Source organism: Novosphingobium capsulatum NBRC 12533, from assembly GCF_001598375.1.
Classification (GTDB): domain Bacteria; phylum Pseudomonadota; class Alphaproteobacteria; order Sphingomonadales; family Sphingomonadaceae; genus Novosphingobium; species Novosphingobium capsulatum.
Map to the genome: position 1 here is coordinate 321,763 of NZ_BCYV01000008.1, position 21,988 is coordinate 343,750.

The 21,988-nt window shown below is 65.8% G+C and carries 22 protein-coding genes; 7 read left to right on the forward strand and 15 right to left on the reverse strand.

Features of this window, described 5'->3' with window-relative positions:
• Position 1: 1 nt before the first annotated feature.
• The 3 genes from SCA01S_RS08310 to SCA01S_RS08320 all read right to left on the reverse strand — a co-directional run bounded on the left by SCA01S_RS08310 (position 2) and on the right by SCA01S_RS08320 (position 5,966).
• Positions 2-814 carry an SDR family NAD(P)-dependent oxidoreductase gene (locus tag SCA01S_RS08310; RefSeq protein WP_062784684.1) on the reverse strand — a complete coding sequence of 271 codons (813 nt, stop codon included), beginning with the start codon at positions 812-814 and terminating at the stop codon, positions 2-4.
• 8 nt (positions 815-822) lie between these two features.
• On the reverse strand, positions 823-3,522 hold the full coding sequence (locus SCA01S_RS08315) for a family 78 glycoside hydrolase catalytic domain (RefSeq protein ID WP_084390857.1): 2,700 nt from the start codon (positions 3,520-3,522) through the stop codon (positions 823-825).
• A gap of 230 nt (positions 3,523-3,752) precedes the next feature.
• Complete coding sequence (locus SCA01S_RS08320) at positions 3,753-5,966, reverse strand: TonB-dependent receptor (RefSeq protein WP_062784688.1); 2,214 nt, start codon at positions 5,964-5,966, stop codon at positions 3,753-3,755.
• Positions 5,967-6,214: 248 nt separating this feature from the next.
• On the opposite strand from SCA01S_RS08320, the gene SCA01S_RS21700 reads away from it, so the two are divergent.
• The 3 genes from SCA01S_RS21700 to SCA01S_RS22540 all read left to right on the forward strand — a co-directional run bounded on the left by SCA01S_RS21700 (position 6,215) and on the right by SCA01S_RS22540 (position 8,507).
• Entirely contained in the window at positions 6,215-6,949 is a 735-nt protein-coding gene (locus tag SCA01S_RS21700) for a TetR/AcrR family transcriptional regulator (RefSeq protein WP_167542877.1), read from the forward strand.
• Positions 6,950-7,753: 804 nt separating this feature from the next.
• Positions 7,754-8,041 (forward strand): transcriptional regulator domain-containing protein, encoded by a 288-nt coding sequence (locus SCA01S_RS23020; RefSeq protein ID WP_369405407.1) that lies wholly within the window; start codon positions 7,754-7,756, stop codon positions 8,039-8,041.
• Between the two features lie 43 nt (positions 8,042-8,084).
• Complete coding sequence (locus tag SCA01S_RS22540) at positions 8,085-8,507, forward strand: DNA -binding domain-containing protein (RefSeq protein WP_167542879.1); 423 nt, start codon at positions 8,085-8,087, stop codon at positions 8,505-8,507.
• A gap of 186 nt (positions 8,508-8,693) precedes the next feature.
• Here SCA01S_RS22540 and SCA01S_RS08335 read toward each other — a convergent pair whose 3' ends face one another.
• Genes SCA01S_RS08335 through trbB form a run of 10 tightly spaced genes read right to left on the reverse strand, consistent with a single transcriptional unit; the run spans position 8,694 to position 18,139 of the window.
• Entirely contained in the window at positions 8,694-10,061 is a 1,368-nt protein-coding gene (locus SCA01S_RS08335) for a TrbI/VirB10 family protein (RefSeq protein ID WP_245652498.1), read from the reverse strand.
• Positions 10,058-10,981, reverse strand: coding sequence for a P-type conjugative transfer protein TrbG (gene trbG / locus SCA01S_RS08340; protein ID WP_062784696.1), 924 nt, complete (start codon positions 10,979-10,981; stop codon positions 10,058-10,060). The genes SCA01S_RS08335 and trbG overlap by 4 nt, the downstream gene beginning before the upstream one ends.
• A complete protein-coding gene (gene trbF / locus SCA01S_RS08345; protein ID WP_062784698.1) occupies positions 10,978-11,661 on the reverse strand; it encodes a conjugal transfer protein TrbF in 684 nt (227 codons plus the stop codon). Before trbF ends, trbG begins: the two co-directional genes overlap by 4 nt.
• Positions 11,662-11,664: 3 nt before the next feature.
• Positions 11,665-12,930, reverse strand: a complete 1,266-nt coding sequence (trbL, locus tag SCA01S_RS08350) for a P-type conjugative transfer protein TrbL (RefSeq protein ID WP_062784700.1) — start codon at positions 12,928-12,930, stop codon at positions 11,665-11,667.
• Between the two features lies 1 nt (position 12,931).
• A complete protein-coding gene (trbK-alt, locus tag SCA01S_RS08355) occupies positions 12,932-13,255 on the reverse strand; it encodes a putative entry exclusion protein TrbK-alt (RefSeq protein WP_062784702.1) in 324 nt (107 codons plus the stop codon).
• 5 nt (positions 13,256-13,260) lie between these two features.
• Complete coding sequence (gene trbJ, locus SCA01S_RS08360; RefSeq protein WP_062784704.1) at positions 13,261-14,016, reverse strand: P-type conjugative transfer protein TrbJ; 756 nt, start codon at positions 14,014-14,016, stop codon at positions 13,261-13,263.
• Positions 14,013-16,493 carry a conjugal transfer protein TrbE gene (trbE, locus tag SCA01S_RS08365; RefSeq protein WP_062784706.1) on the reverse strand — a complete coding sequence of 827 codons (2,481 nt, stop codon included), beginning with the start codon at positions 16,491-16,493 and terminating at the stop codon, positions 14,013-14,015. The genes trbJ and trbE overlap by 4 nt, the downstream gene beginning before the upstream one ends.
• Positions 16,494-16,500: 7 nt before the next feature.
• Entirely contained in the window at positions 16,501-16,782 is a 282-nt protein-coding gene (locus tag SCA01S_RS08370; RefSeq protein WP_062784708.1) for a VirB3 family type IV secretion system protein, read from the reverse strand.
• Positions 16,779-17,111 (reverse strand): TrbC/VirB2 family type IV secretion system protein, encoded by a 333-nt coding sequence (locus tag SCA01S_RS08375; protein ID WP_062784710.1) that lies wholly within the window; start codon positions 17,109-17,111, stop codon positions 16,779-16,781. The genes SCA01S_RS08370 and SCA01S_RS08375 overlap by 4 nt, the downstream gene beginning before the upstream one ends.
• The gene (gene trbB, locus SCA01S_RS08380) at positions 17,108-18,139 is read right to left on the reverse strand and encodes a P-type conjugative transfer ATPase TrbB (protein ID WP_062784712.1); all 1,032 of its coding nucleotides are present in this window, start codon (positions 18,137-18,139) and stop codon (positions 17,108-17,110) included. Before trbB ends, SCA01S_RS08375 begins: the two co-directional genes overlap by 4 nt.
• 316 nt (positions 18,140-18,455) lie before the next feature.
• On the opposite strand from trbB, the gene SCA01S_RS08385 reads away from it, so the two are divergent.
• Positions 18,456-19,232 carry a S1/P1 nuclease gene (locus tag SCA01S_RS08385; protein WP_062784820.1) on the forward strand — a complete coding sequence of 259 codons (777 nt, stop codon included), beginning with the start codon at positions 18,456-18,458 and terminating at the stop codon, positions 19,230-19,232.
• A 229-nt stretch (positions 19,233-19,461) separates the two neighbouring features.
• Positions 19,462-19,914: a YaiI/YqxD family protein gene (locus tag SCA01S_RS08390; protein ID WP_062784822.1), complete on the forward strand. Its 453-nt coding sequence runs from the start codon at positions 19,462-19,464 to the stop codon at positions 19,912-19,914.
• Positions 19,915-20,069: 155 nt separating this feature from the next.
• Here SCA01S_RS08390 and SCA01S_RS21705 read toward each other — a convergent pair whose 3' ends face one another.
• Positions 20,070-20,921, reverse strand: a complete 852-nt coding sequence (locus SCA01S_RS21705) for an SDR family NAD(P)-dependent oxidoreductase (protein ID WP_369405408.1) — start codon at positions 20,919-20,921, stop codon at positions 20,070-20,072.
• On the opposite strand from SCA01S_RS21705, the gene SCA01S_RS22800 reads away from it, so the two are divergent.
• Together SCA01S_RS22800 and SCA01S_RS21710 are read left to right on the forward strand one after the other, a co-directional pair.
• Complete coding sequence (locus SCA01S_RS22800) at positions 20,921-21,076, forward strand: LysR family transcriptional regulator (protein WP_245652501.1); 156 nt, start codon at positions 20,921-20,923, stop codon at positions 21,074-21,076. The genes SCA01S_RS21705 and SCA01S_RS22800 overlap by 1 nt on opposite strands.
• A gap of 96 nt (positions 21,077-21,172) precedes the next feature.
• Positions 21,173-21,640: a LysR substrate-binding domain-containing protein gene (locus SCA01S_RS21710; protein ID WP_167542880.1), complete on the forward strand. Its 468-nt coding sequence runs from the start codon at positions 21,173-21,175 to the stop codon at positions 21,638-21,640.
• Positions 21,641-21,708: 68 nt separating this feature from the next.
• Here SCA01S_RS21710 and SCA01S_RS08405 read toward each other — a convergent pair whose 3' ends face one another.
• Entirely contained in the window at positions 21,709-21,894 is a 186-nt protein-coding gene (locus tag SCA01S_RS08405; protein WP_062784714.1) for a hypothetical protein, read from the reverse strand.
• Between the last annotated feature and the right edge of the window lie 94 nt (positions 21,895-21,988).

The window sequence follows — 21,988 nt, forward strand, 5'->3', positions numbered from 1 at the left end:
TTCACAGCAGCCCCAACCCGCGCAAGAACCGAAAATTGGCAACTGGCATCAGCCGCTCGACGATAGACACGATCTTGGCATCAGTACCGACCAGGACGCGCGCCCGCCGCGCCATGATACCGCGCACGATGATCTCTCCCGCCTTGGCCGGCGGCATCCTGAGAGCGACGGCAAAGTGCTCGCGCTCACGGCGTTCTTCGTCCGGGTCGGTATTTGGTGGCACACGGGCGTTGTCGGCGATGGCAGTCTTGATGCCGCCGGGATGCACGACCGTCACACCGACCGGTGAACCCGCGATCCGCAACTCGTTGCGCAGGACCTCGGAAAACCCGCGGACCGCGAACTTTGATGCGGCATAGGCCGATTGGCCAGCAGGCGCGATCAGACCGTACACACTGGAAAGATTGACGATCTGTGCCACGACGCGCGTTTGCAGCATGGGCAGGAAGGCGCGCGTCATACGCACGACGCCATGAAAGTTGATGGCCATCAGCCAATCGAAATCCGCCTCGTCGATGGCTTGGAACGTTCCCCCCATGGCAACGCCCGCGTTGTTGACCAGAATATCGGCTGCGCCATGGGCTGCTGCAATCTGGCCAGGCAAGGCCGCCACGGCGTGCGTGTCGGATACGTCGAGATCATGGCACGTCACGCGGATGCCGGTGCCGAGCATGGCGACCGTCTCGCGCAGGCCTGCCGCGTTGACGTCTGCCAGCGCGAGATGGCAGCCCCGTGCGGCCAGGGAACACGCGATGGCACGCCCGATCCCGCTCGCCGCGCCAGTGACGATGGCGGTTTTGCCGCTGACGCTCATTGTTCGACTCATGCCTGCCTCGCAGCTGTCAGGATGGTTGGAACTGATTGACGGGCCTGCTCTGCCAGCGACCAGCAGAACGCGCTTCGGCCTGCTGCAACGTGATGGATCGTGTCCTCGCCGATGTGGACCTCGCCCGTGGCACCGGGCGGAACCACGATATCGAGTTCGACCCGGTCGCCGATGACGGTCCAGGCGCTTCGCGCTTCCCCATAGGGGGTATCGATACGCGCGCGCGCGTAAGTAAGGTCACCGCCGATTACCGGCGCAAAGCGTATATGGCGAAAACCCGGTTCGATCGGCGCAATGCCGGCAACCCCGCCGAACAGCCATGCCACCACGGCGCCGAAGGCATAATGGTTGTGGCTGTAGCGAGCGTCGCCTTTCTTGTTGTAACCCTCCCAGCTTTCCCAGGTGGTGGTAGCCCCTCGTGCCACCTGGTCGAGCCAGGACGGGCTGGTATCCTGCAGCAGCAGGCGATAGGCGATGTCTTCCCGCCCGAAGCGAGCGAGCACGGGCAGCAGCAATGGCGTGCTGAGAAATCCGGTGCCCAAGTGATGATCGGCCGCAGCGATCAACGCCACCAGCCGTGCCAACGCGGCAGGTCGCTGCTCATGCGGCAGCAGATCGAAGGCCAGGGCACGCACATAGTCATCCTGGCGATCATGGCCGATCTTTGCGCCGCCTTTGCGCACGAATGCGCGTTGCCAGGCCTGTTTCGCCTTGTCGGCGAGGTCGCGATAGCCGCCGGCGTCGGCGGCATGCCCCAAGGTTTGCGCCGTTTCGGCCAGCAATCGTGCGGAATTGGCCAGGTAGGCGGTCGCCACGCTCGCAGGCGCGCGCAACGCATGCTTGAGATAAGTCAGCGGCATGCTCTCGCCGGGGCGCAGCCATTCGCCCCAATGGAAGCCGCTATCGACGATATAGCGCTCGAGCCCGCCCAGGCGCCGCGGCCATAGCCGCCCCCTGCCGGGCGAACGTCGCGCCAGCGCGGCAAGATGATCGACCCAGCGTTTCATGCTGCCATATTGGCGCTCGAGGATGACGCGATCCCCGAAATGCTGGTGGAGCACTGCCGGCACCATGACAGCCACATCGCCCCAACCAGCCGAATCGGCCGTCTGGCGCATGGTGAACGGAGCAGGACCGGAATGCCGTGTCGTATCGCCGGGTAGATAGGGCGGAATGGCGCCGCTCTCATGCTGCTCGAGGGCAAGATTGCGCAGATAGCGCCGCAGATAGGGCTGCACATCCGCGAGGTAACAGGCAGTCTGCGCGAAGACCTGGATGTCCCCCGTCCACCCGGAGCGCTCGCGCGTGGGGCAATCGGTCGGGGTATCGACAAAATTGGAAATCATGCTCCAGCGCACGTTGTCGACCAGCCGATTGAGGCGGGCATCGGAACATTCGAACGTGCCCGCGTAATCGAGCTGCGACGACAGGACGATACCCGCAAAGTCCGACACGTCGGGGGCGGTCACCAGCCCGTCAATCTCGACATAGCGGAAACCATGGATGGTAAACCACGGCTGCCACCATTCCGCCACTCCGGCGCTGATCACCGTATCCTGCTGCGGCGGATGGCGCGACATGTCTCCGAACAGGTACTGGGTATCAAGCTCGCCATCGCGGCCGACGACTTCGCTGAACGTCAAGGTAAGGCACGTGCCTGCCGGTTGACTGACACGCATGCTGGCCACGCCGGCGAAGTTCTGGCCGAAATCGACCAGCCACTTGCCACTCGGCGCGCGCCAGACTTTGGTGGCGGCAAGCCGGCGAAAGGCATCAACGCGGGCAACGTCCTCGGCAACCAGGCAGGTGGTGGGGGCAGTGGCCGGGATAACCGGGCGAAAGCGCGCGGGGTGGGTTTGATCGCAGCGCCAGTCGCTATCGCCGATACGCAAATCGGCGTGTTCTCCGCGCTTGGGGTCTGACTGCAGAATGCGCCCTTCCCCACCGCGCCATTGTGGATTGGTACCATAGGTTTCGACGCGACCATCAGCAAATTCCACGAACAGCTGCACGAAACCGGCCAGCCTGTCACCGAACACGGCGCGCTTGTCGGCAATGCCGCTATGGCCGCGAAACCGGCCGTCGGCGATCGCCATGGCCAGGACATTGGTCCCGGGCCGCACATCATTGGTCACATCATAGATCTGGTATTCCAGCATGTGATCGAAATGGGTCCAGCGCGGCACTTGGGCGTTGCCGGTCTTGTCGCACCCGTTCACGAAGAAGCGATACCAGCCGAGTGCCGTGGCGCAGACCGTGGCGCGCACGATATGATCCGGCAGATCGACGACGCCCCGCAGATAGAGCGCCGCGCGGTCGTTCACCTGGCCCGAAACCCAGTCGGCCACCCACATTTCTGGCTCGAGAACAGCGGTTCGAAACGTCGCGACTTCGCTCCACTGGCCTGCGTCAGGCCCGGTCCATAGGCGAACCTGCCACCCATAAAGCCTGAGCGAGCGCAGGGGTGGACCATCATAGCGCACATCAATCATCTCGGACGATGCAACGGGGTCACCCGACCAGATGACCGCGCCCTCGCCCGCCTGCCCATCGAGCAATCGCAATTGGTATGCCGCCTGGACACCACCTGGCGCGAGACGCCACGAGAAGGCAGGCGTAGCGGTGCCGATGTGGCATGGCCCCTTGCGACGCTCGACACGCAGATCCGTGGCAACAGCGGGAAAGCTCACAGACATCGGGGTCTTTCCTGAATAGCACCCTGCCAAGGCAGGGTCGGTTCGTGATGCCAGCCCCCGCCCCGGGCCGCCCCGGCAATGCTCATCGGCAGCAATACCCAAGGCGGGCGTTCCGGCCGTCACCGACAGCCGGCCCCATTGCGCATGATCAACGCCAAGGGGCTGGCGAACCGTTGCGGTCCGGCCGCACGCGCAATGCCTTCGCCCGTGATCATGATTGATCCGGAACGTCAGAAGCTGGCATCGAGCGAAAGGCCCACGACACGCCGTGATTCCGCGCCGGCAAACTGGGAATAGGACACCGGATCGAGCTGTTGTGCGGCCGTCGGCGTGACGAACCGCGCGCCAGAGCGGATCGTGTCGAACAGGTTACGCACGAAGACCGACACGCCGAGACGGTTGTCCGCCGATTTCACCCCGAGGCGACCGCCAACATTGACCCAGCTGTCTACCGCCAGAACACTGTCGCCCGCGGCATTCGAGAACAGGCGCGGATTGCGCACCACGTCCGCCTGGAAGAAGCCATTAAGCCGTGCGGTAAGCGGCGCAGTGTATTCCAGGCTGCTCGTCAGCTTCAACGAGCCGCCAGGGCGGAACGTGCTGACGTCCACCACTTGTCCCAAGGCATTGGGCGCAAGGTAGCCGGCACCATAGCGCCGCACCAGGAACGTGGCGCCGATGTTCACGGTCAGACCCTGGACGGGACGACCGAATAGGTTGGCCGAGGCGCCCCACGTCCGGTATGTCGGCACGTTGCCGAACACCAGGAGGTTCGCGGGCGTCGAGGTATCGACGAAGGAAGCCTGGAAGTCCTTGATGCGCGTGTAGAAACCCGTCGCATTGAAAGCGATGCGCCCGTTCATGAGCGAGGACTTGAAGCCGCCTTCAAATGCGGTCGGAATTTCCGGACGCACGATCAACTGGCTACCACTAACGCCGGCGGCCTGATCGTTGACGGCCGGGCCCTTGTAGCCGCGGGTCACCGTGGCAAACACCATGACCTGCTTGGCGACTTCATATTGGACGCCGACCCGGTATCCGACATAGGTATCCGATACGCGCGCATTGATCCCCGGCAATGGCGTGAGCTGGGCAACGGCGCCGGGTGCCAGCGTGGTCGCACCGGTCTGCGCCTTGACGCTTTCGTGGCCCACGCGCAGTCCAAGCAGGACGCGCAGCCGCGGCGAGATGTGAACCGTGGCCTGGCCGAAAGCGGCATAGCCTTCGGTCTGCACCGCCGTGTCGCGGGTCTGTCCGAAGGGGAGCGCACACAAAGAAGCAAGGGGCAGCGGGCACGCGCCGATCAATGGCAAGTCGGCCAGGATATTGCCAACCTGGGTGAGGGAATTGGTCAGCCGCTGGCTCGAATAGTAAAGGCCGGCAACCCCCTCGACGCGCCCGCCGTTCGGTGTCGAAAGACGCAACTCCTGGCTGAGATTGCGCTGTGACCCCGATTGCGGCTGGATGTAGCGATCGGCCGTCGTGCTGTCGATGTCGACCAGTTCATTGATTGTCCGACGCCGAATGGCACTGACCGATGTCAACGTATAGCCGCCGAGCGCCAGATCGATCTGCCCGGAAAAGCCGAAGACCGTGTGATTGCTGCGATTGGGGCCGGCGCACCCGTCGGTGTTGCTGGGACCAACCGTGACACCGCAGGCGTTCAGCCGCGCGGTCAGCAGGCTTGTCGGCGAGGACTGGAACACCGCCCACTGCACGCCGCCGTCGTAATGGTTGTGGGTATAGTCTCCCGACAGGTTGATCGTCAGTTTGTCCGACGCTTCCCACAGGAACCGGCCGCGAACCGCCTCGCTCTTGCGCTTTTGCCAGCTATCGTCGGCACGATTGTACTGAACCTTGGGATCCTGCGTCAAACCGCCGGCAATCCGCAGGGCGGCATTGTCACTGACCGGCAGATTGACCGCGAGGCGCCCGATGTAGTTGTCGCGCGTGCCGATGTCGGCGTGGGCGATGACTGCGGTACGGCTCGGGTCGGGCGCCGCAGTGACGATGTTGATGACACCGGCCGACGAATTGCGCCCGAACAGCGTGCTTTGTGGTCCTTCCAGCACTTCGATGCGCGCGATGTCGAAGAGCAGCGGCGGATCGATCGAGGTGTTCGCCAAAGCGACGTTGTCGACCACGACACCCACACTGCCCTCGGAGCTCTGGGCAAGCGAAATGCCGCCGACGCCGCGAATGCTCAATGCCCCGTAACCGGTCGGACCGGCAACCTCGAGCGCCGGCGCGGAGCGAGTCAAATTCTCGACCGTGTTGACGTTCTGGCGAGCCAGTTGGGCGCCGTCGACAACCGTGACGGCGATGGGAACTTGCTGCAGGCGCTCGGCCCGACGGTTGGCCGTGACGATAATCTCGCCAGCATTGGCCGCGGGCTGGATTGCCGGCGCACCGCCGTCATCCTGCCGGGGAACCGATGCCGCCATCGCTGACTGAGCGTAGGATGGACTAGCCAGCGCAAGGGCGCTGCAACCCGCAAAAATCCAGACGTGCCTCATATGTTCATCCTTCTCCCGCCGGTTCTATGTCCGCGCTTTCTGATCCAAATAGGCCATCCATTTTACTGACTGTCAAGACAGTAAGTTTTTTGTGGCGCAGATTTGCGGGAGTGCCTAGGCTATGCCTCGCTATCGGCGGACAGGCGCCGGTCCAGCCCGGCGCGAGAGGGTGCATCATGGAAGCAGCGAAGATGCCGTCGCCAAGCGAGGGCAAAAGCCATATAGGCCGAGGCATGGAACAGCGGCCGACAACCTTGACCAAACCACGCCGGAGCCAGGAAGAGAGGACCATCGACTCGCGCCGGCGGATCATTGATGCAACGATCCGGTGCCTGTACCAGGCCGGCTACAGCGGAACGTCCACCGCGATGATCGCGAAGGAGGCCGGCGTCAGCCGGGGGAACATCTTCTATCACTTCGCCACATATGCCGACCTGATGATTGCCGTGCGCGACGCAGTCTATCTCGAAGAACGCCAGTTAATTGAAGACATCAAGCAGCGCGTCGGCACACGCGCCTATCTCGAGGAAGCCCCTCGCTATGTTCTTGCAGGCATGCGTCGCGAGCCTGCCATCGCGGTGGACGAGATCATGCTTGCCGCGCGTTCCGATCCGGAATTGAGCGCAAAGTTGCGCGAAAAGGAAAAGACGATCGATGAGCGCGCGGTGGCGGATTTCGCGGTTCTTTACGAAGAGCTCGGGATCAAGCCGCCATACAACCTGCCAATCCTGGTGCGGGTATCGATTGCGGCGTTCCGCGGCCTGGCCATTTCGGAACTGGTCCAGGGCCCCGATGCCCAGATCGAGGAATGCATTGATTATCTCATACATCTTCTCAAGATCGGAGAGCAGATCGAACCATACATATTGGAAAAGGAAAACGGGCCCAAAACTACGTCGACAAAATGTTGATAGCATGAAATCCGCGACGCGTTCAGCAAATAATCCAGCCGTGTTATTGCTCGGCTGACGCATCAAGCGCCGATCATCGTATTGTCCCCCGTCCTATCCGACAGCCAATTCCGCCGATATCAGATCGCCGCGGATCGCTTTCCTTGCTTCTTCGGCTTTGAATTTCTCGCTTTGGCGCCCCCCTGTTCATTGCTTTGCATTTCTCAGGACAGGCTGAGCTTAAGACCCCTGCCCACAAAACCGGCACCACATCACCTTATGTTCGACGTCGCAGCCGTCCCTGTTGGTGGCGCCTCCGCGCGATGCCGGCGATGCTCGGCGTGCCTGGGCCGGGATGCGGACTCGAACCAAGAACTCGCCTTTTCAAAAAGCAACGTGTCTGGTGGCATGGGTCAGCGTCCACGGCATTGGCCGCGTCGCTCAACCACATGAAAACGACTACGCCATGCTGGGCAACGGCACTCCTGCCGGCCAAGTGGAACCCCAACCGACAGTGCGGCAAGAGAAGCCGGGCGGTGGAAGAGCGTGCTTGGGACGCCTTGTCGGCACCTTTAGCATCACGCCTGGACATGCGCGCCGACCACCCGGCCGGGCATGGACTATACCGCCAGCCGGCGCGCCCCGGCGATACCCCTATCCAGCGGTTTTGCCGTGCGAATCGAACGGCTTGTCTTGTCACCACGCAGACATCGGTTGGGCTTGTCCTGTCTATACCAAGCACAGGGAAGCCCCCTCCCCGCCTGGGGAATAGCACCCATCGGTGGCCACGCCGATGCTGGCGCCTCAAAGACGAGGAGCGCCACGATGGTCGTGCCCGAACCAGCCCGAGACTTTGCCGGCTATGCCCAGGAATTCCTGCGCCGGAACGAAGCCTATCGCGCGGCCTGGCGCGGCATGCAGCGCCACACTCTCGCGCGCAGAAAGGAGCAGGCCCGGGCATGGGGCCTGGCGTTTTCCGGTCGATCCCGAGGCCGCCGTACCGACCACGCCTGCCCTCTGGCTGCCGGCATGGCATCCTGCCACGCTGGTCCTGGTCGCGGCACCGGCCGGCTTACCCGGCCTGTCGCGCGCGGCGCTCGGCGCCAGCCTTGACGCCGCCTTGCCAGCGCCGGCCGGTTCGGTCCAGCATGTGGCCGTGCGCACCGACAATGCCTGGTTGCGCCTGCTTCTGCCGGAAAGCGACGAGGCGCCGCAGCTCGCCTGCCTTGCCACGCCTGATCACCATTGGCGGCTGCGCCGTTGCGCACTGGAACGCCTGCAGGCCCTGCTCACCGCCACCCGCCCTGCCCCGCGCGCGGCAATCGACCAGCCCAGCGCCTACCAGCGCTATCGCCTCGACCTGTTGCTGCGCCTGCTCGACGCGCGGCGGGCAAATCCTGTTGCCAGCACGCGCGATCTCGCCGCCACCGTGGTCTTCCCCGGCCGACGCTTCGCGCGGGCGATTGCCTGGACGACGAGCCCCGAGCGCCGTCAGGTCCATCGCCTGCTGCGCGCCGCCGAAGCCCTGGTCGCGGGCGGCTATCGGCAATTGTTGCACGCCACCTCCAGCAAGGCCTGATGGCATACCAGCACCGCCGGCCGGGCCAACAAACGCAATCCAGGCAAAGTCCAAAGGCCCGCCTTGACCATCACGCGTGCCGCTTGCCCGCGAGCGGGCGTCAAGCGCGCACCGCCAGTGCCGAGACAATGCCAAGCCCAACCGCGTATGCGCGAGCTGGACACTAGCGCTCAGGCGCAAGGCGCCTCACGGCCTGTCCCCGCTGGCCTCGAACACGAGATCACGCGTCACCAGCACGCGCACCGGATAGCCTGGGCGGATCGTCAAGGTGGGCGGCACGTCGAGCGCCCGTGCTACGATCTGCGTGCCGGCGCGGTTGACGCTGTCCTGTCCGCCCTGGCGCAGAGCGCGGACCAGCGCATCGTCGCTATCGCTGCCCCATTCTGCCCCGACTGCGAGGAGCGTCGAGACCGCAGCCGCGCGCATGATGCCACCCCAGTGAAAATCCGTTCGATCCTCAAGCCCGGCCTGCCCGGCCGGATCCGTGCCAGGCAACCGGGCAAGGTCAAGGGATCGGCCATCGGGCAGAATCAGCCGCGTCCAGACCAGCAAGGCGCGGCGCTGTCCGGCCGCAATAGCGGCGTCGTATTCGCCGATCAGACGCGCGCCTTGCGGAACGAGCAGTTGCGTGCCGGATAGGCTGTCATAAACGTTCTCAGTCACTTGCGCGGTGATCTGGCCCGGCAGGTCGGAGCGTAGCCCAGTGATCAGCGCAGCCGGAATGACACTGCCGGCCTGCAGCACCGCCTGGCCACCCGGCGGCATGAGGCGCGCAGCCGAGATGGTCGCCGCCGAGCCCGGGCGATCCAGGAAGGCCTGGCGCGCGTCCGTCACCGATGGCGGCGGGGAACCCGTCTGGCCGGCGGGGAGCATCGCGCCGGCAGCTGGTTGTTGCTCGCTCGCTCCGCCCGTCTCTGCCGAGCTGTCACCGCGATTGACCGCTTCGCTGGCAAACAGGCGGCTCTGGCGCGCAGCATCGCGCTCGGCCTGGCGGCGCTGCCGTGCTGCGGCAACGCCCTCACCGCTCGGTCCGGCCGGCGTCGCTGCCGGCCTACTTCCCTGCTTTTCCGCCATGGGCTGCTCATGGGGCCTGGTCGAACCGCTGCGCTGGTCCGGCTGGCCACCAGTTTGCGCCTGATCACCGGGCAGGACGGAAGCAAGCCGGGGAACCTCGGTGTAATCGCGCGGTGCCTTGGCCAACACGTTGCCAGGCTGGGCTGACGCGACCGGTGGCGTGTCCGCCTCTGACGATGCACGCCCGCCTTGCAGCCCGAAGGCAAAAGCCAGAGCAACAAGAGCGGCCCCGGTCGCCGTTAGGGCCAGGACTGCCTTGCGCGACAGGCGCTCGACGACAGGCCAAGCGGGACGCAGGCGGACCATGGCTGCGGCCGCCGCTCGTACGCCACCGCGCCGATCATGGGGCGCGGCGCCGTCGGACGCCTGCTGGTTCTGTGCAGCGGGGCTTTCACCATCGGGCTCCTCATCGGGTTCGCCGTCGCGCGCCGTGGCGCTACGATCTGCAACAGCGCCTTGCGATCGCTCCCGAGCGGTCATGACTGTGCCTTCCTGGCGAGGGCAGTGATCGTCACGCGCTGCGCCGATTTGCGGTCCCCCAGCCGCAGTTCGGCGCGATCGAACAGGCGATCGACCACCAGAAAACGACCGGCCACGCGGTAATTGACCAGTTCGACCTGGCCCCCAGCCCCGGTGACAAACAGCGGCGGCATGTCGCCCGCGGCAATATCTGCGGGGAAGGCGATGTAGACCCGGTGGCCATCGTCGAAGACCCGATCAGGCCGCCAGCGCGGCTTATCCCCGCCGATCCTGTAGCGGAAATCGAGTGCCCCCGGATCGATACCCGCTGCGAGGGGCGTGGACTGCTGCGCGGCCTGGGCACGGGCGCGCAGGGCGACGAGCTCGTCCTCGGGATAAGTCCACGACACCGCAGCGAGCCAGGTCGAGGGTGTTGCGCGCAACTCGAGATAATAGGTGCGCCGATCGGTATTGATGACCAGATTGGTGGCGATGTCGTTGCGGGTTGGCTTGACCAGAATGTGCACCCGTTGGGCCACCCCGGCGCCACTGGTGGTATCGCCGATCAGCCAGCGCACCGTGTCGCCGGCCGCGACCGGCCCACTGCCCACCAGGTGCTCGCCATCCTGCAGGGCAATATCGGTGACATGGCCTGGGCTGGCATAAACCTGGTACAGCGCACCGGTGGCAAATGCATAGCGCTGGATGGCGTTGGCAAAACCCTGCGGGTCGGGCTCGACGCGCGCCGCGCCGGTGGCCTCGGCCACGCGCAGGGATGCTGCCGACGGCGCTGCAACGCCATGATGGGCTGCGGCGGCACGCGCTGCCTGGCTCGTGGCGCCAAGCGGCGCGATGGCCAGTAGCGCCACCAGAGGCGTGATCAGAGTGCGGCCCAGCCGCCCGGAAAGGACAGACCAGGCAAAGTCAGGCAGATAGGTCATGGCGTAAGCTCCCTGGACCAGTTGATAGCGGTGATGAACAGCCCGAGCGGGTTCTTGCGCAGCGCATCGGCTGAACGCGGCGCCTGGAGCGTGATGGTCAGGATCGCGCTCCATTGCTCGGTATCAGCCAGGCCGCCATCGCGATAATGGCGCTCACGCCAGGCGACGCGAAAGCTGTCGGGGGACGCGCGCACCACGCTGCTTACGTCGACGGCGACCTGCTCCTTGCCGATCCGCGCGAAGGGATCGTTGCCGCGCGCATCGGCGCCAAGCGCCTGGCCGCCGCTTTCGCTCACGAAATCGTAGGCCCGCAGCCAGTTCTGCCGAACGACCACCGGGTCGGCCGGGAGGCTGCGCACATCCTCGATGAAACGGGCAAGCTGGTAGGCAATCTGGGGATCGGTCGGCCGGTACCCGGCCTGGGCGGGCGCCACCGCGCGGACTTCGCCGATCCGGTCCACTTCGACCACCCATGGCACGATCGTGCCGCGGGCACCCTGCCAGACAAGACCCGCAGCAAGCAGACCGGACAGGCCAAGCGCGGCGAGACAGGCGCAACGCCAGTTGCGCGCCTGCACGCGGGCCGAGCCGATCCGTTCGTCCCAGACCTGCGCGGCGCGCTGGTAGGGCGTGACCGACTCGGGGGTCGTGGCATAGCGGATCGAGGAACGCCGAAACATGGATCAATCCTCCTTCTGCGAAGTGTCGATGCTGGTGCCGGCGCCCTGGCTGTCGCCGCTGCGCAGCGTATGGGCGGTCATCATCGCGGCCTGCCCCAGCGCCTGGCGTCGGCGCAGCGCGCGCGCCCAGGCCGGTGGGCGGCCCGCCTCCGCCGATGCGCCTGCACTCTGGGCGACGGCAGGTTCACTCCCCCCGCCCTCGCCTGATCCGACGCCGGCCTTGCGCAGTGGTGCCGTGGCCGCGCGCGCGACCGTGCCGCCAATCTGGCCAAGCCCATGCGCGACGCCCGACAGGCCAGCATGCCCGGAAGCGCCTTCCCGGTAGGCGGCACCAGCCGCGCTGGCGCCGCGCAGCGTACCCATGGCCGCGGCAGCCGCAGCACTGCCGGCAAGGCCCACCGCCGCAGCACCGCCCGCAGCGACGCCGCCAGCGCCCAGCACGGTAGCTGCCGCAGCGCCGGCGCCAAGCTGCGGCCCACCCGATATGAGCGCACTGGCGATGCCTGGTCCGAAGATCGCCAGCGCCAGCAGTGTCAGACTGGCCAGCACCAGCGTCATGGCATCGTCGAGCGTTGGCGTGCCCGAGATGGCAGCGGTAAACTCACCGAAGATCGTCGAGCCGATCCCGACGATGACGGCCAGGACCAGGACCTTGATCCCGGAAGCCACGACGTTGCCGAGCACGCGTTCCGCCAGGAATGCGGTCTTGCCGAACAGCCCGAACGGCACGAGCACGAAGCCGGCCAGCGTGGTCAGCTTGAACTCGACAAGCGTGACGAAGAGCTGGATGGCGAGGACAAAGAACGCGAGCACCACCAGGACCCAGCAACCGAGCAGGACGACGATCTGCACAAAGTTCTCGAAGAAGCTGACATAGCCCATGAGGTCGGAAATCGCCTGGAGCAGCGGGCGGCCGGCATCGAGCCCGACCTGGGCGATGCGGCCGGGCTGGAGCAGTTGCGCGGTGGTCGTGGCCGTGCCGCTGGCCTTGAGGCCCAGTCCGGCAAAGCTGGCGAAGACCACGCTGGCAAGATGATTCCAATTGCCGATGAGCCAGGCAAACATGCCGACGAACAATGTCTTGCGCACCAGACGGGCAAGAATGTCTTCGTGCTCGCCCCAGGCCCAGAACAACGCAGCGAGCGTGATGTCGATCGCGACCAGCGTGCTGGCAATGAATGCTACATCGCCATGGAGCAGGCCAAAGCCGCTGTCGATGTAGCGCGAGAAGACCGCGAGAAAACGGTCGATGATGCCGGTGCCGTTCATGTCACCAGGCCTCCTTGTCCGGCGACGGCGCGGCAGCCGGCGCTGCCCCGGCGGATTGGCGCGTGGGCAGACCAAAAAAGCGGCGACGGCTTGCTTCCCACAACGCCGCGCAGGATGCCATGGCCGGGTCGTTCGGCGTGATCGTGATGCAACGCCGCTCGGAGGGAGCGCCGAACGGCGGCGCTACGACAACGGGTCGCGGATCGGGCAAAGCGCCCGGTTCGTCGCTGCGCGGTGACGGCAAGAGCGCCGCAATCAGCGCCATCAAAGCCGCGAGGCCAAGCAAGCCGAGCAGCAGGATGCGATGGACACGGGGGTGCGCCATGGCCGTTACTCGTGAAACAGCGTGACCGGCTCAGCGACATAGCCGCGGCCGGGAGCCAGGAAGCGACGCAACTGCTCGCGCGCCTGGGCCTTGGCCGCAGCTGCCGCCGCCGCGTCGAGAGTCTGGGCGCGCCCCTGGGCGACCAAGGTCGCGGCAAGGTCGGCAAGCTGCTGCGACTGGACCGCCAGGATCTGGTTGCCCGCTTCGATAGCCTGGAGCGCGCCCGTCGCATCGTGGCTCGCCTGCATGAGACTGGTCAGCGACTGACGCGTGGTATCGAGATGACCGACCGTCAAAGCCTGGGTCTTGAGCGCATCCTCGAATGCCGCAACACTGTCTTGCCAGCGGCTTTGCGCACCAGTGACCAGCGCTTGGTCGGACGCCGACAGGTCGATCGCGCGATAGCGGGCGGAAAAGCCCGACTGAACCGTATCGACATTGTAGCTCAGTCGCTGCGCCTGGCGCAGCAGTTGCCGGGTCTGGTCGAGCTGCTGCTGGATCGGCGCGACCAGCGAGAGCGGCAGGCTGGCGAGATTGCGCGCGTCGTTGAGCAGCGACTGGGTCTGGTTCTCGATCTGGCGCAACTGGTTGTTGACCTGCTGCAAGGCACGCGCGGCCGTGAGCACGTTCTGCGCGTAGTTGGACGGGTCATAGACGATGCCGCTGAACTGGGCCTGGGCTGGCCCAGGCAAGGCGCCCAGCAGGCTGGCTCCCAGCCATGCGGTGACAGCGCGCGGCGCGCGCCCCAGATGAACACTCATCGCAGCAGGTTCTCCGCAGCAGGTGGCAGAATTTCAGGGAGCAGTTCTGCGGCCCAGTCGAGGCCGCGGGCGCGCAGCCAGGCGAGCGCAAAAGGCGTGCCTGCCCCGGCCTCGGCCAATGCGGTGATCGCCTGCTGATCGCGCGGCCCGCCGGCTGCGGCAAAGGCCAGGGCAATCTCGCCCAGCCCGAGTTCGAACAGGCGGTTGCCGCTCCGCGACTGGCAGTAGTAGTCGCGCTTGGGCGTAGCTTCGCTGAGGATCGCGATCTGGCGATCGTTGAGGCCGAAACGGCGGTAGAGCCCGAGGATCTGGGGCTCGCGGGCCCGGGCATTGGGCAGGAACAGCCGCGTCGGGCAGCTTTCGATAATGGCCGCCGCGATGGTCGATCCGGCAATATCGGCAAGGCTCTGCGTGGCAAAGACCACGCAGGCATTCTTCTTGCGCAAGGTCTTGAGCCAGGCGCGCAGCTGGGCAGCAAAGGCCGGACTGTCGAGCGCCAGCCAGCCTTCATCAATGATAATCAGCGTCGGCGCACCGTCGAGCCGGCGATCGATGCAGTGGAACAGATAGGCCAGGACCACCGGTGCTGCCGGCGAACCGGCGAGCCCCTCGGTCTCGAAAGACTGGAACGCCGCTTCGCCAAGGTCTTCGTGCTCGCCATCGAGCAGGGAGCCGAACGCCCCGCCCAGGCACCAGGGCGCGAGCGCCTGCTTGAGGTCCTGGCGCTGGAGCAGAATGGTCAGCCCGGTAAGCGTGCGTTCGACCGGCGGGGCCGAGGCCAGCGAGACCAGCGCGCTCCAGACATGGGCCTTGATGGCAGGATCGACGACAATGCCTTCGCCGCCGAGGATGGCCAGCAGCCAATCGAGCGCCCAGGCGCGCTCGGCTGCATCGTCGATCCGCGCCAGCGGCTGCAGCGCGAGGCCGGGACGCTCGGCAGGCCCCGTGTCTGCGGTGCTGGCCAGGCCATGGCCCACGATGGTCTGGCCCAAGTCCTGCCAGGTGCCGCCGCACGCCAGGGTGGTCGCACGGATCGCTCCGCCAAAATCGAACGCAAAGATCCGCGCCTCGGGATAACGGCGAAACTGCATGGCCATGAACGCCAGCAGCACCGACTTGCCCGCACCGGTCGGGCCGATCACCAGGCAATGGCCGACATCGCCGACATGGAGCGCGAAGCGAAATGGCGTCGTGCCCTCGGTCCGGGCATGGAACAGTGGCGGAGCGTGCCAGTGCGGATCTTCGTCGGACCCGGCCCAGACCGCCGACAACGGGATCATGTGGGCGAGATTGAGCGTCGAGACCGGCGGCTGGCGGACATTGGCATAGACTTGGCCGGGCAACGTGCCGAGCCACGCCTCAAGCGCGTTCATCGTCTCGCTGATCACCGTGAAATCGCGGCCCTGCAGCACTTTCTCGACCTGCCGCAGCTTCTCGGTGGCCAGGGCCGGATCCTCGTCCCACACCGTGACCGTCGCTGTGACATAGGCGGCGCCGGCATGATCGGCTCCGAGTTCCTGTAGCGCCAGGTCGGCATCGAGCGCCTTGTTGGCAGCATCGTTATCGACCAGGACAGCCGCTTCGTTGGTCATGACTTCCTTGATGATCGCGCCCAGCGACTTGCGCTTGGCAAACCACTGCCGGCGAATGCGGCTCAGCAGGCGTACGGCATCGGTCTTGTCGAGCATGATCGCGCGGGTCACCCAGCGATAGGCAAAGGCCAGGCGATTGAGCTCGTCGAGAATGCCGGGAAAGGTCGCCGACGGAAATCCGATCACGCTCAATGAACGCAAGTGCGCGGCGCCCAGTCGCGGCGCGAGGCCACCGACCAGCGGCTCGTCGGCGAGCAGCGCGTCGAGATAGACCGGGATTTCCGGGACGCGGACGCCGTGGCGGCGGGTCGAGACGCAGGCATGGAGGTAGCGCAGCGTTGCCGCATCATCGAGCCAGGCGACGTCGGGCAGGAAGCCCTCGACCAGGCGCAGCAGGCGCTCGGTGCGATCGGCAAAACCCTGCAGCCAGTCACCGGCATTGCTGCTTTGCCCTGCGCGGCCTTCGAACAGCCAGCTCTCGGCCCGCGCGGCGTCCTCGGCCGGCGGCAGCCAGCTGAGCGTCAGGTAATAGCGGCTTTCAAAATGGGCGCCATGCTCGGCAAACTGGGCCGCTCGCTCGCGCTCGACCAGCGCCGAGGCGGGATCGGGAAAGGCATCGTCGGGATAGCCACGCGCCGGATCGCGGGCCGCCTCGACAAAGATCGCCCAGCCCGACCCGAGGCGGCGCAGCGCGGCATTGAGCCGCGCCGTGACGGCGACAAGTTCGGCCGGGGTGGCAGAATCAAGATCGGGACCGCGGAAGCGCGCCGTGCGCTGGAAACTGCCGTCCTTGTTGAGCACGATACCCGGCGCGACCAGCGCAGCCCAGGGCAGGAAGTCGGCAAGGCGGCTCGCACCAGAGCGATATTCGCGCAGCGACATCATGACACCCTCACACCGCAAAATAAGCCGGGAAGCGCAGATGGCGCCGCGCGACGTCCACGAATTGGGGATCGCGGCGTCCGGCCCAGACGCCAAGCCCGTGGCCTACGGCAAGCAGGGCCAGTCCGACCAGCCACAACCGCAAGCCCAGCCCGACCGCGCCAGCGAGCGTGGCATTGATGATCGCCAAGCTGCGCGGCGCGCCGGCAAGCAGGATCGGCTCGACCAGGGCGCGGTGCACCGGCACGGCAAACCCGGGAACGATGGCGGGATCGGGGGCATCCTCGCTCACAGCACTGCCCCACCGCCGAACGAGAAGAATGAGAGGAAGAAAGACGAGGCGGCAAAGGCTATCGAGAGACCGAAGACGATCTGGATCAGGCGCCGGAAGCCGCCCGAGGTATCGCCGAACGCCAGCGAAAGCCCGGCAGCGATGATGATGATCACGGCAATGATCTTGGCAACCGGCCCCTGGATCGATTCCAGGATCGACTGCAGCGGCGCCTCCCAAGGCATCGAGGCACCCGAAGCATGAGCCGTGCCCGCCGATGCCACCAGCAGGGCAGGCAGAAGCAGCGGGACAAGGCAGCGACGCGGCACGATGCGACAAGGCGTGGTCATGGCAGAGTTCCTTCAAGTGGGATGGCAGGGGCACGCGTCGCGGCCACCGGGAGCGGAGCAAGCTGGTAATCGCCATCGGGCGTGAGGCCGGTGACGGCGACGAGATCGGCCAGGCGGCGGGCCGGACCGTCGCGGACCAGCACGGCGATGACATCGATGGTTTCGGCAATCAGGCCGCGCGGCACTGTCGCGACGCGTTCCTGGATGAGCTGTTCGAGGCGGCGCAAAGCCCCGAGCGCAGATCCGGCGTGGATCGTGCCGATGCCACCAGGATGACCGGTGCCCCAGGCCTTGACGAGATCGAGCGCCTCGCCGCCGCGCACTTCCCCGATCGGAATGCGATCGGGCCGCAGCCGCAGCGCCGATCGGACGAGATCGGACAGCGTGGCGATACCGTCCCCGGTGCGCAGGGCGACGAGATTGGGCGCGGCGCACTGCAGCTCGCGGGTGTCCTCGATCAGCACGACCCGGTCGGGCAGGCGGGCCACTTCGGCGAGCAGGGCATTGACCAGCGTGGTCTTGCCAGACGACGTCCCACCCGCCACGAGAATGTTGGCACGCGATGCCACCGCGTCGCGCAGCGCCTCGGCCTGGTCGGGGCGACACATGCCGGCGGCGACATAATCGCCCAGCGCAAAGACCGCGCTGGCGGGCTTGCGAATGGCAAAGCTCGGCGCGGCGACCACCGGCGGCAGCAGGCCTTCGAAACGGGCCCCGCTGTCCGGCAGTTCCGCCGAAACCCGCGGCGCCCGGGCATGGACTTCGGCGCCAATATGGTGCGCCACGAGCCGGACGATCCGCTCGGCATCGGCGGCCAGGAGCGTGTCGGCGGTCGCAACCAGTCCTTCGCCGAGCCGGTCGAGCCACAGCCGGCCATCGGGATTGAGCATGATTTCGACGATGGCCGGATCGTCGAGCCAGGCGCCGATGCGCGGCCCCAGTGCCGAGCGCAGCATGCGCGCGCCACGCGCGTGGCCCGGAGCACGCTCGGGAGACACGTCGCACGAAGGAGACAATCGGCTGGACATGACGCGCCTTGCACAATCCGCCCGGCCCGATGCCGGCACGGCAAGGCCTCTCAACAAGACCGCAAATCGACCAAAGACAACAGCTACTTGGCCTCGGCGCAGACTGGCGTGCAATCGGCCAGGACCGCGCATCTTGCTGCCCCACACCGGATTGCCGGGGCCGCAGCGCAGGGGCAGGCGCTGCACCAGCGATGCCTTGGCACGCCATGCGACCCGCAACCAGGCGCGCGGCCTTGCGGGTCATCGCAGCGCTGTTGTCGCGCGCGCGGCGCCGGGCTATCGCCGCGCGATCGCAATCTCCTTGGAGAACAGACGCATGCGCCGATCCCTGATGGTTGTCCTCTCGCTGGCGCTGGCTTCCCCCGCCCATGCCTGGGGGCCTGAAGGCCATCGCATCACCGGCGCGATCGCCGATGCCAACCTGAGTGGCCTGGCGCGCGCGCAAGTCCACCTCCTGCTCGGCTCGGAGGACCTGGCCCAGGCGGCAACCTGGCCCGACGAGATGAAATCCGATCCCGACCCGTTCTGGCAGAAGCAGGCCAGCCCGTGGCACTATGTCACGGTCAAGGGAGACGACTATGTCGCCAGCGACGCCCCGCCCGAAGGCGATGCGATGACGGCCCTCGCCCGGTTTACCGCAACCTTGCGCGACCGGTCAGCGCCGATCGAACAGCGGCGCATGGCCCTGCGCTTCATCGTCCATATCATCGGCGATCTGCACCAGCCGCTGCACGCCGGCGCTGGCACCGATCGTGGCGGCAATACCGTCCAGGTCACCTGGTTCGGCAAGCCGACAAACCTCCACAGCGTGTGGGACTCGGCCTTGATCGAGCAGCAAGGCCTATCCTATTCTGAATATGCCAGCTGGCTCGCGCGCGCGATCACCGCGGCCCAGGTGGTGGCCTGGAACCAGCGCGATCCGCACGTCTGGATCCGCGAGAGCGTGGCCCTGCGCAAGACCATCTACCCCACCGACCCGGCACTGGCGTGGAGCTACGCCTACCAGCACCGCCCCGAGATCGAGGACCGCCTCAAGCGCGCCGGGGTGCGGATCGCGGCCTATCTCAATGCGACGTTCGAAACGGCGCCTTGAGACCGACCCCAACGGCGCGGTGCGCGGTTTGATGCGGCAATGTCGGGGGCTTGCCGCGGCGCCGCCATGCGATCGCTGCGCCACTGCTGGCGAGCGCCGGCGGCCATTGCGCGGCAGCGTTAGCAGCGCCTTGGCAACCATACCGCAGGGCCCAGGATGATGGTGTCACACCGTTTTTGGCAAAAAACCGGTTCCCCCTCTTTCGTGCGATGCTCTACGGCAGGTCATGATGCAGATACTGATCGACGCCGACGCCTGCCCGGTGAAAGAGGAAACCTACAAGGTAGCGTTCCGCTACAAGGTTCCTGTGGTTGTCGTCAGCAACAGCCCGATCCGGGTGCCGCACGACGCGCTCATATCGCGCAAGGTCGTGAGCGACGCATTCGACGCGGCCGACGATTGGATCGTCGAGAACACCCTCGCCGACACGTTGGTAGTCACCGCCGACATTCTGCTGGCCGATCGTTGCCTGAAATTGGGCGCCACGGTCATCGCGCCAACTGGCAAACCCTTCACGAGCGCCTCAATCGGTAGCGCCATCGCCATGCGGGCAATCATGTCCGATCTGCGCGCCGGTGGCGAGCAGTTGGGCGGCCCCGCCCCGTTCAGCAAGGCCGATCGCTCACGCTTTCTCTCCGCGCTTGATGAGGCACTGACCAAGCTGCAGCAACGGAGCAGATGACGCTGAATTGGCCGATTTTGCCACACAGAGAGACGATTGGGGTCAAATCAGGGGAGCACGCCTAGCTTTGATCGGCCAGGCTGCGATCCGCACCAAATGTGCTTGCGGCGCTGGCCCGGCAATGCCGGGCGAAGTCTCAAGCACGCTAATTTCGCTTAAAGTCCGGCAACGGCCCTGCGACGGCGCGTATCGTCACCATAGCCGAAGACTTGCCCAAGTTTGCGAGCGCACCTTGCGCTGACCCACCCGACGCAACCGGGCGCCTGCATCATGATGGTCCAGCGACAAGGAGGGACGGCGCTTCCGGCTAAGCTGGGCGGCGCCGTCCTGTCCGGATCAGATCTGGGCCATGCCCCATCGATGAACAGTTCGATGCCATTGACATAGCTCGACCGGTCGGTGGCAAGAAACAGCACTGCCTTGGCGACTTCTTCGGGCTGGCCCACGCGGCCGAGCGGCACCTGCCCTGCCATGAAATCGAGCAGGCCCTGCTGGGCTGCGGCGTCAGGGCCCGCCAGTTCAACCAGGCCCGCCGTCTCGATCGGCCCCAGGCTGACGATGTTGACGCGGATTTTGCGGTCCTTGAGGTCAAGGATCCAGCTGCGGGCGAAATTGCGCACCTCCGCCTTGGTGACCGAATACACGCTAAAGGCCGCCGTGCCGGTGATCGCGGTGACCGAGCTGGTGAGCACCACCGAGGCGCCATCGCGCAGCAGTGGCAAAGCCTTTTGCACGGTGAACAACACGCCCTTCACATTGGTGCCGAACGTCTGCTGATAGTGTTCCTCGCTGATGGCGCCCAACGGGGCAAAGCCGCAACCGCCCGCATTGGCGAAGATCACATCGATCTGGCTATGGCGCTGCTGAACCGCATCGTAGAGGCGTCGATATCGGCAAGCTTCGACATATCGCCACGCACGGCGGTTACCCAGCCACCGATCACTTTCACCGCCGCATCCAGTGCGTCCTGGCGGCGTCCGGTGATGAACACCGAGGCGCCCGCGCACTGCGCGAACCCAAGTCGAAACTCAGCCGCCGCATCGTAGCGCTGGAAGCGCGGTTGGGCATGCGGTTGATCGAGCGTTCGAGCCGCCGCTTTCGCGTCACCGACGTTGGGCAGGCCTTCTACGAACGCTGTCGCGCGATGATCGGCGAGGCCTAGCAAGCCGCGGCGCTGGTCGCCGAGGCACACGCCGAGCCACATGGGCTGGCGCGCTTCAGTTGCCCGACGGGTCTGGTCGAAATCCTCTGAAGCATCTTGCCAGGATTTTTGGCACGCTATCCGCGTGTGCGCCTGCAACTGATCGCCACCGATCACCCTGTCGACCTGATCGCCGAGCGCATCGATCTAGCCTTGCGCGTGCGGGTGGCGCTGACCAGCGACGCGGCGCTGACGATGCGCTCATTGGGCACGTCCGATGATATCGGCGAAATCGAATGGCATCTGGAGCGGGCGGATGGCGTCACCCATCGCCTGCGCCACCAACCGCGCATGACATGCAGTGATTTCACCGCAGTGCGCGCGGCGGCCATCCAGGATAGGGGCGTGGCGATGCTGCCCGATCACGTCTGTAGCGAGGCACTGCGGCAGGGATTGCTGGTACATCTCCTGCCTGAATGGCGGGCGCAGATGGGCATCGTCCACCTGGTTTTCACTACCAGACGCGGCCTGCCGTCTGCGGTGCGCGCGCTGATCGACCATCTGGCGGCAACGTTTCCGAAGTGACGAACTTCGGTAGATGCTGCAAATTCCGCAATGTTTTTTTGCACCATCGCCTGAAGCCTAAGCACCGGTCACGCATTCAGGCACAGGATAGCAGCCAACAGCAGGAACAGCGTATGACCACCGATAATAGTACCGCCCACAGCCTGAAGCGAGTAGGTTTTTACCTGCAATACCCTGCTCATTTGATGCAGGAGGATGGTTGTTATGGCGCCGTAGTCCAGCGATTGACCAGTTGGACTGCGCCGAAGGTGCATGCTTGCCCCTCCGGCGCACCGGAATTCTTTCCTGGAAATAGGCGCAAAGATTGCCGCGACCCATTCCAATGATTTGACCCTCAGGGAAGCCCAC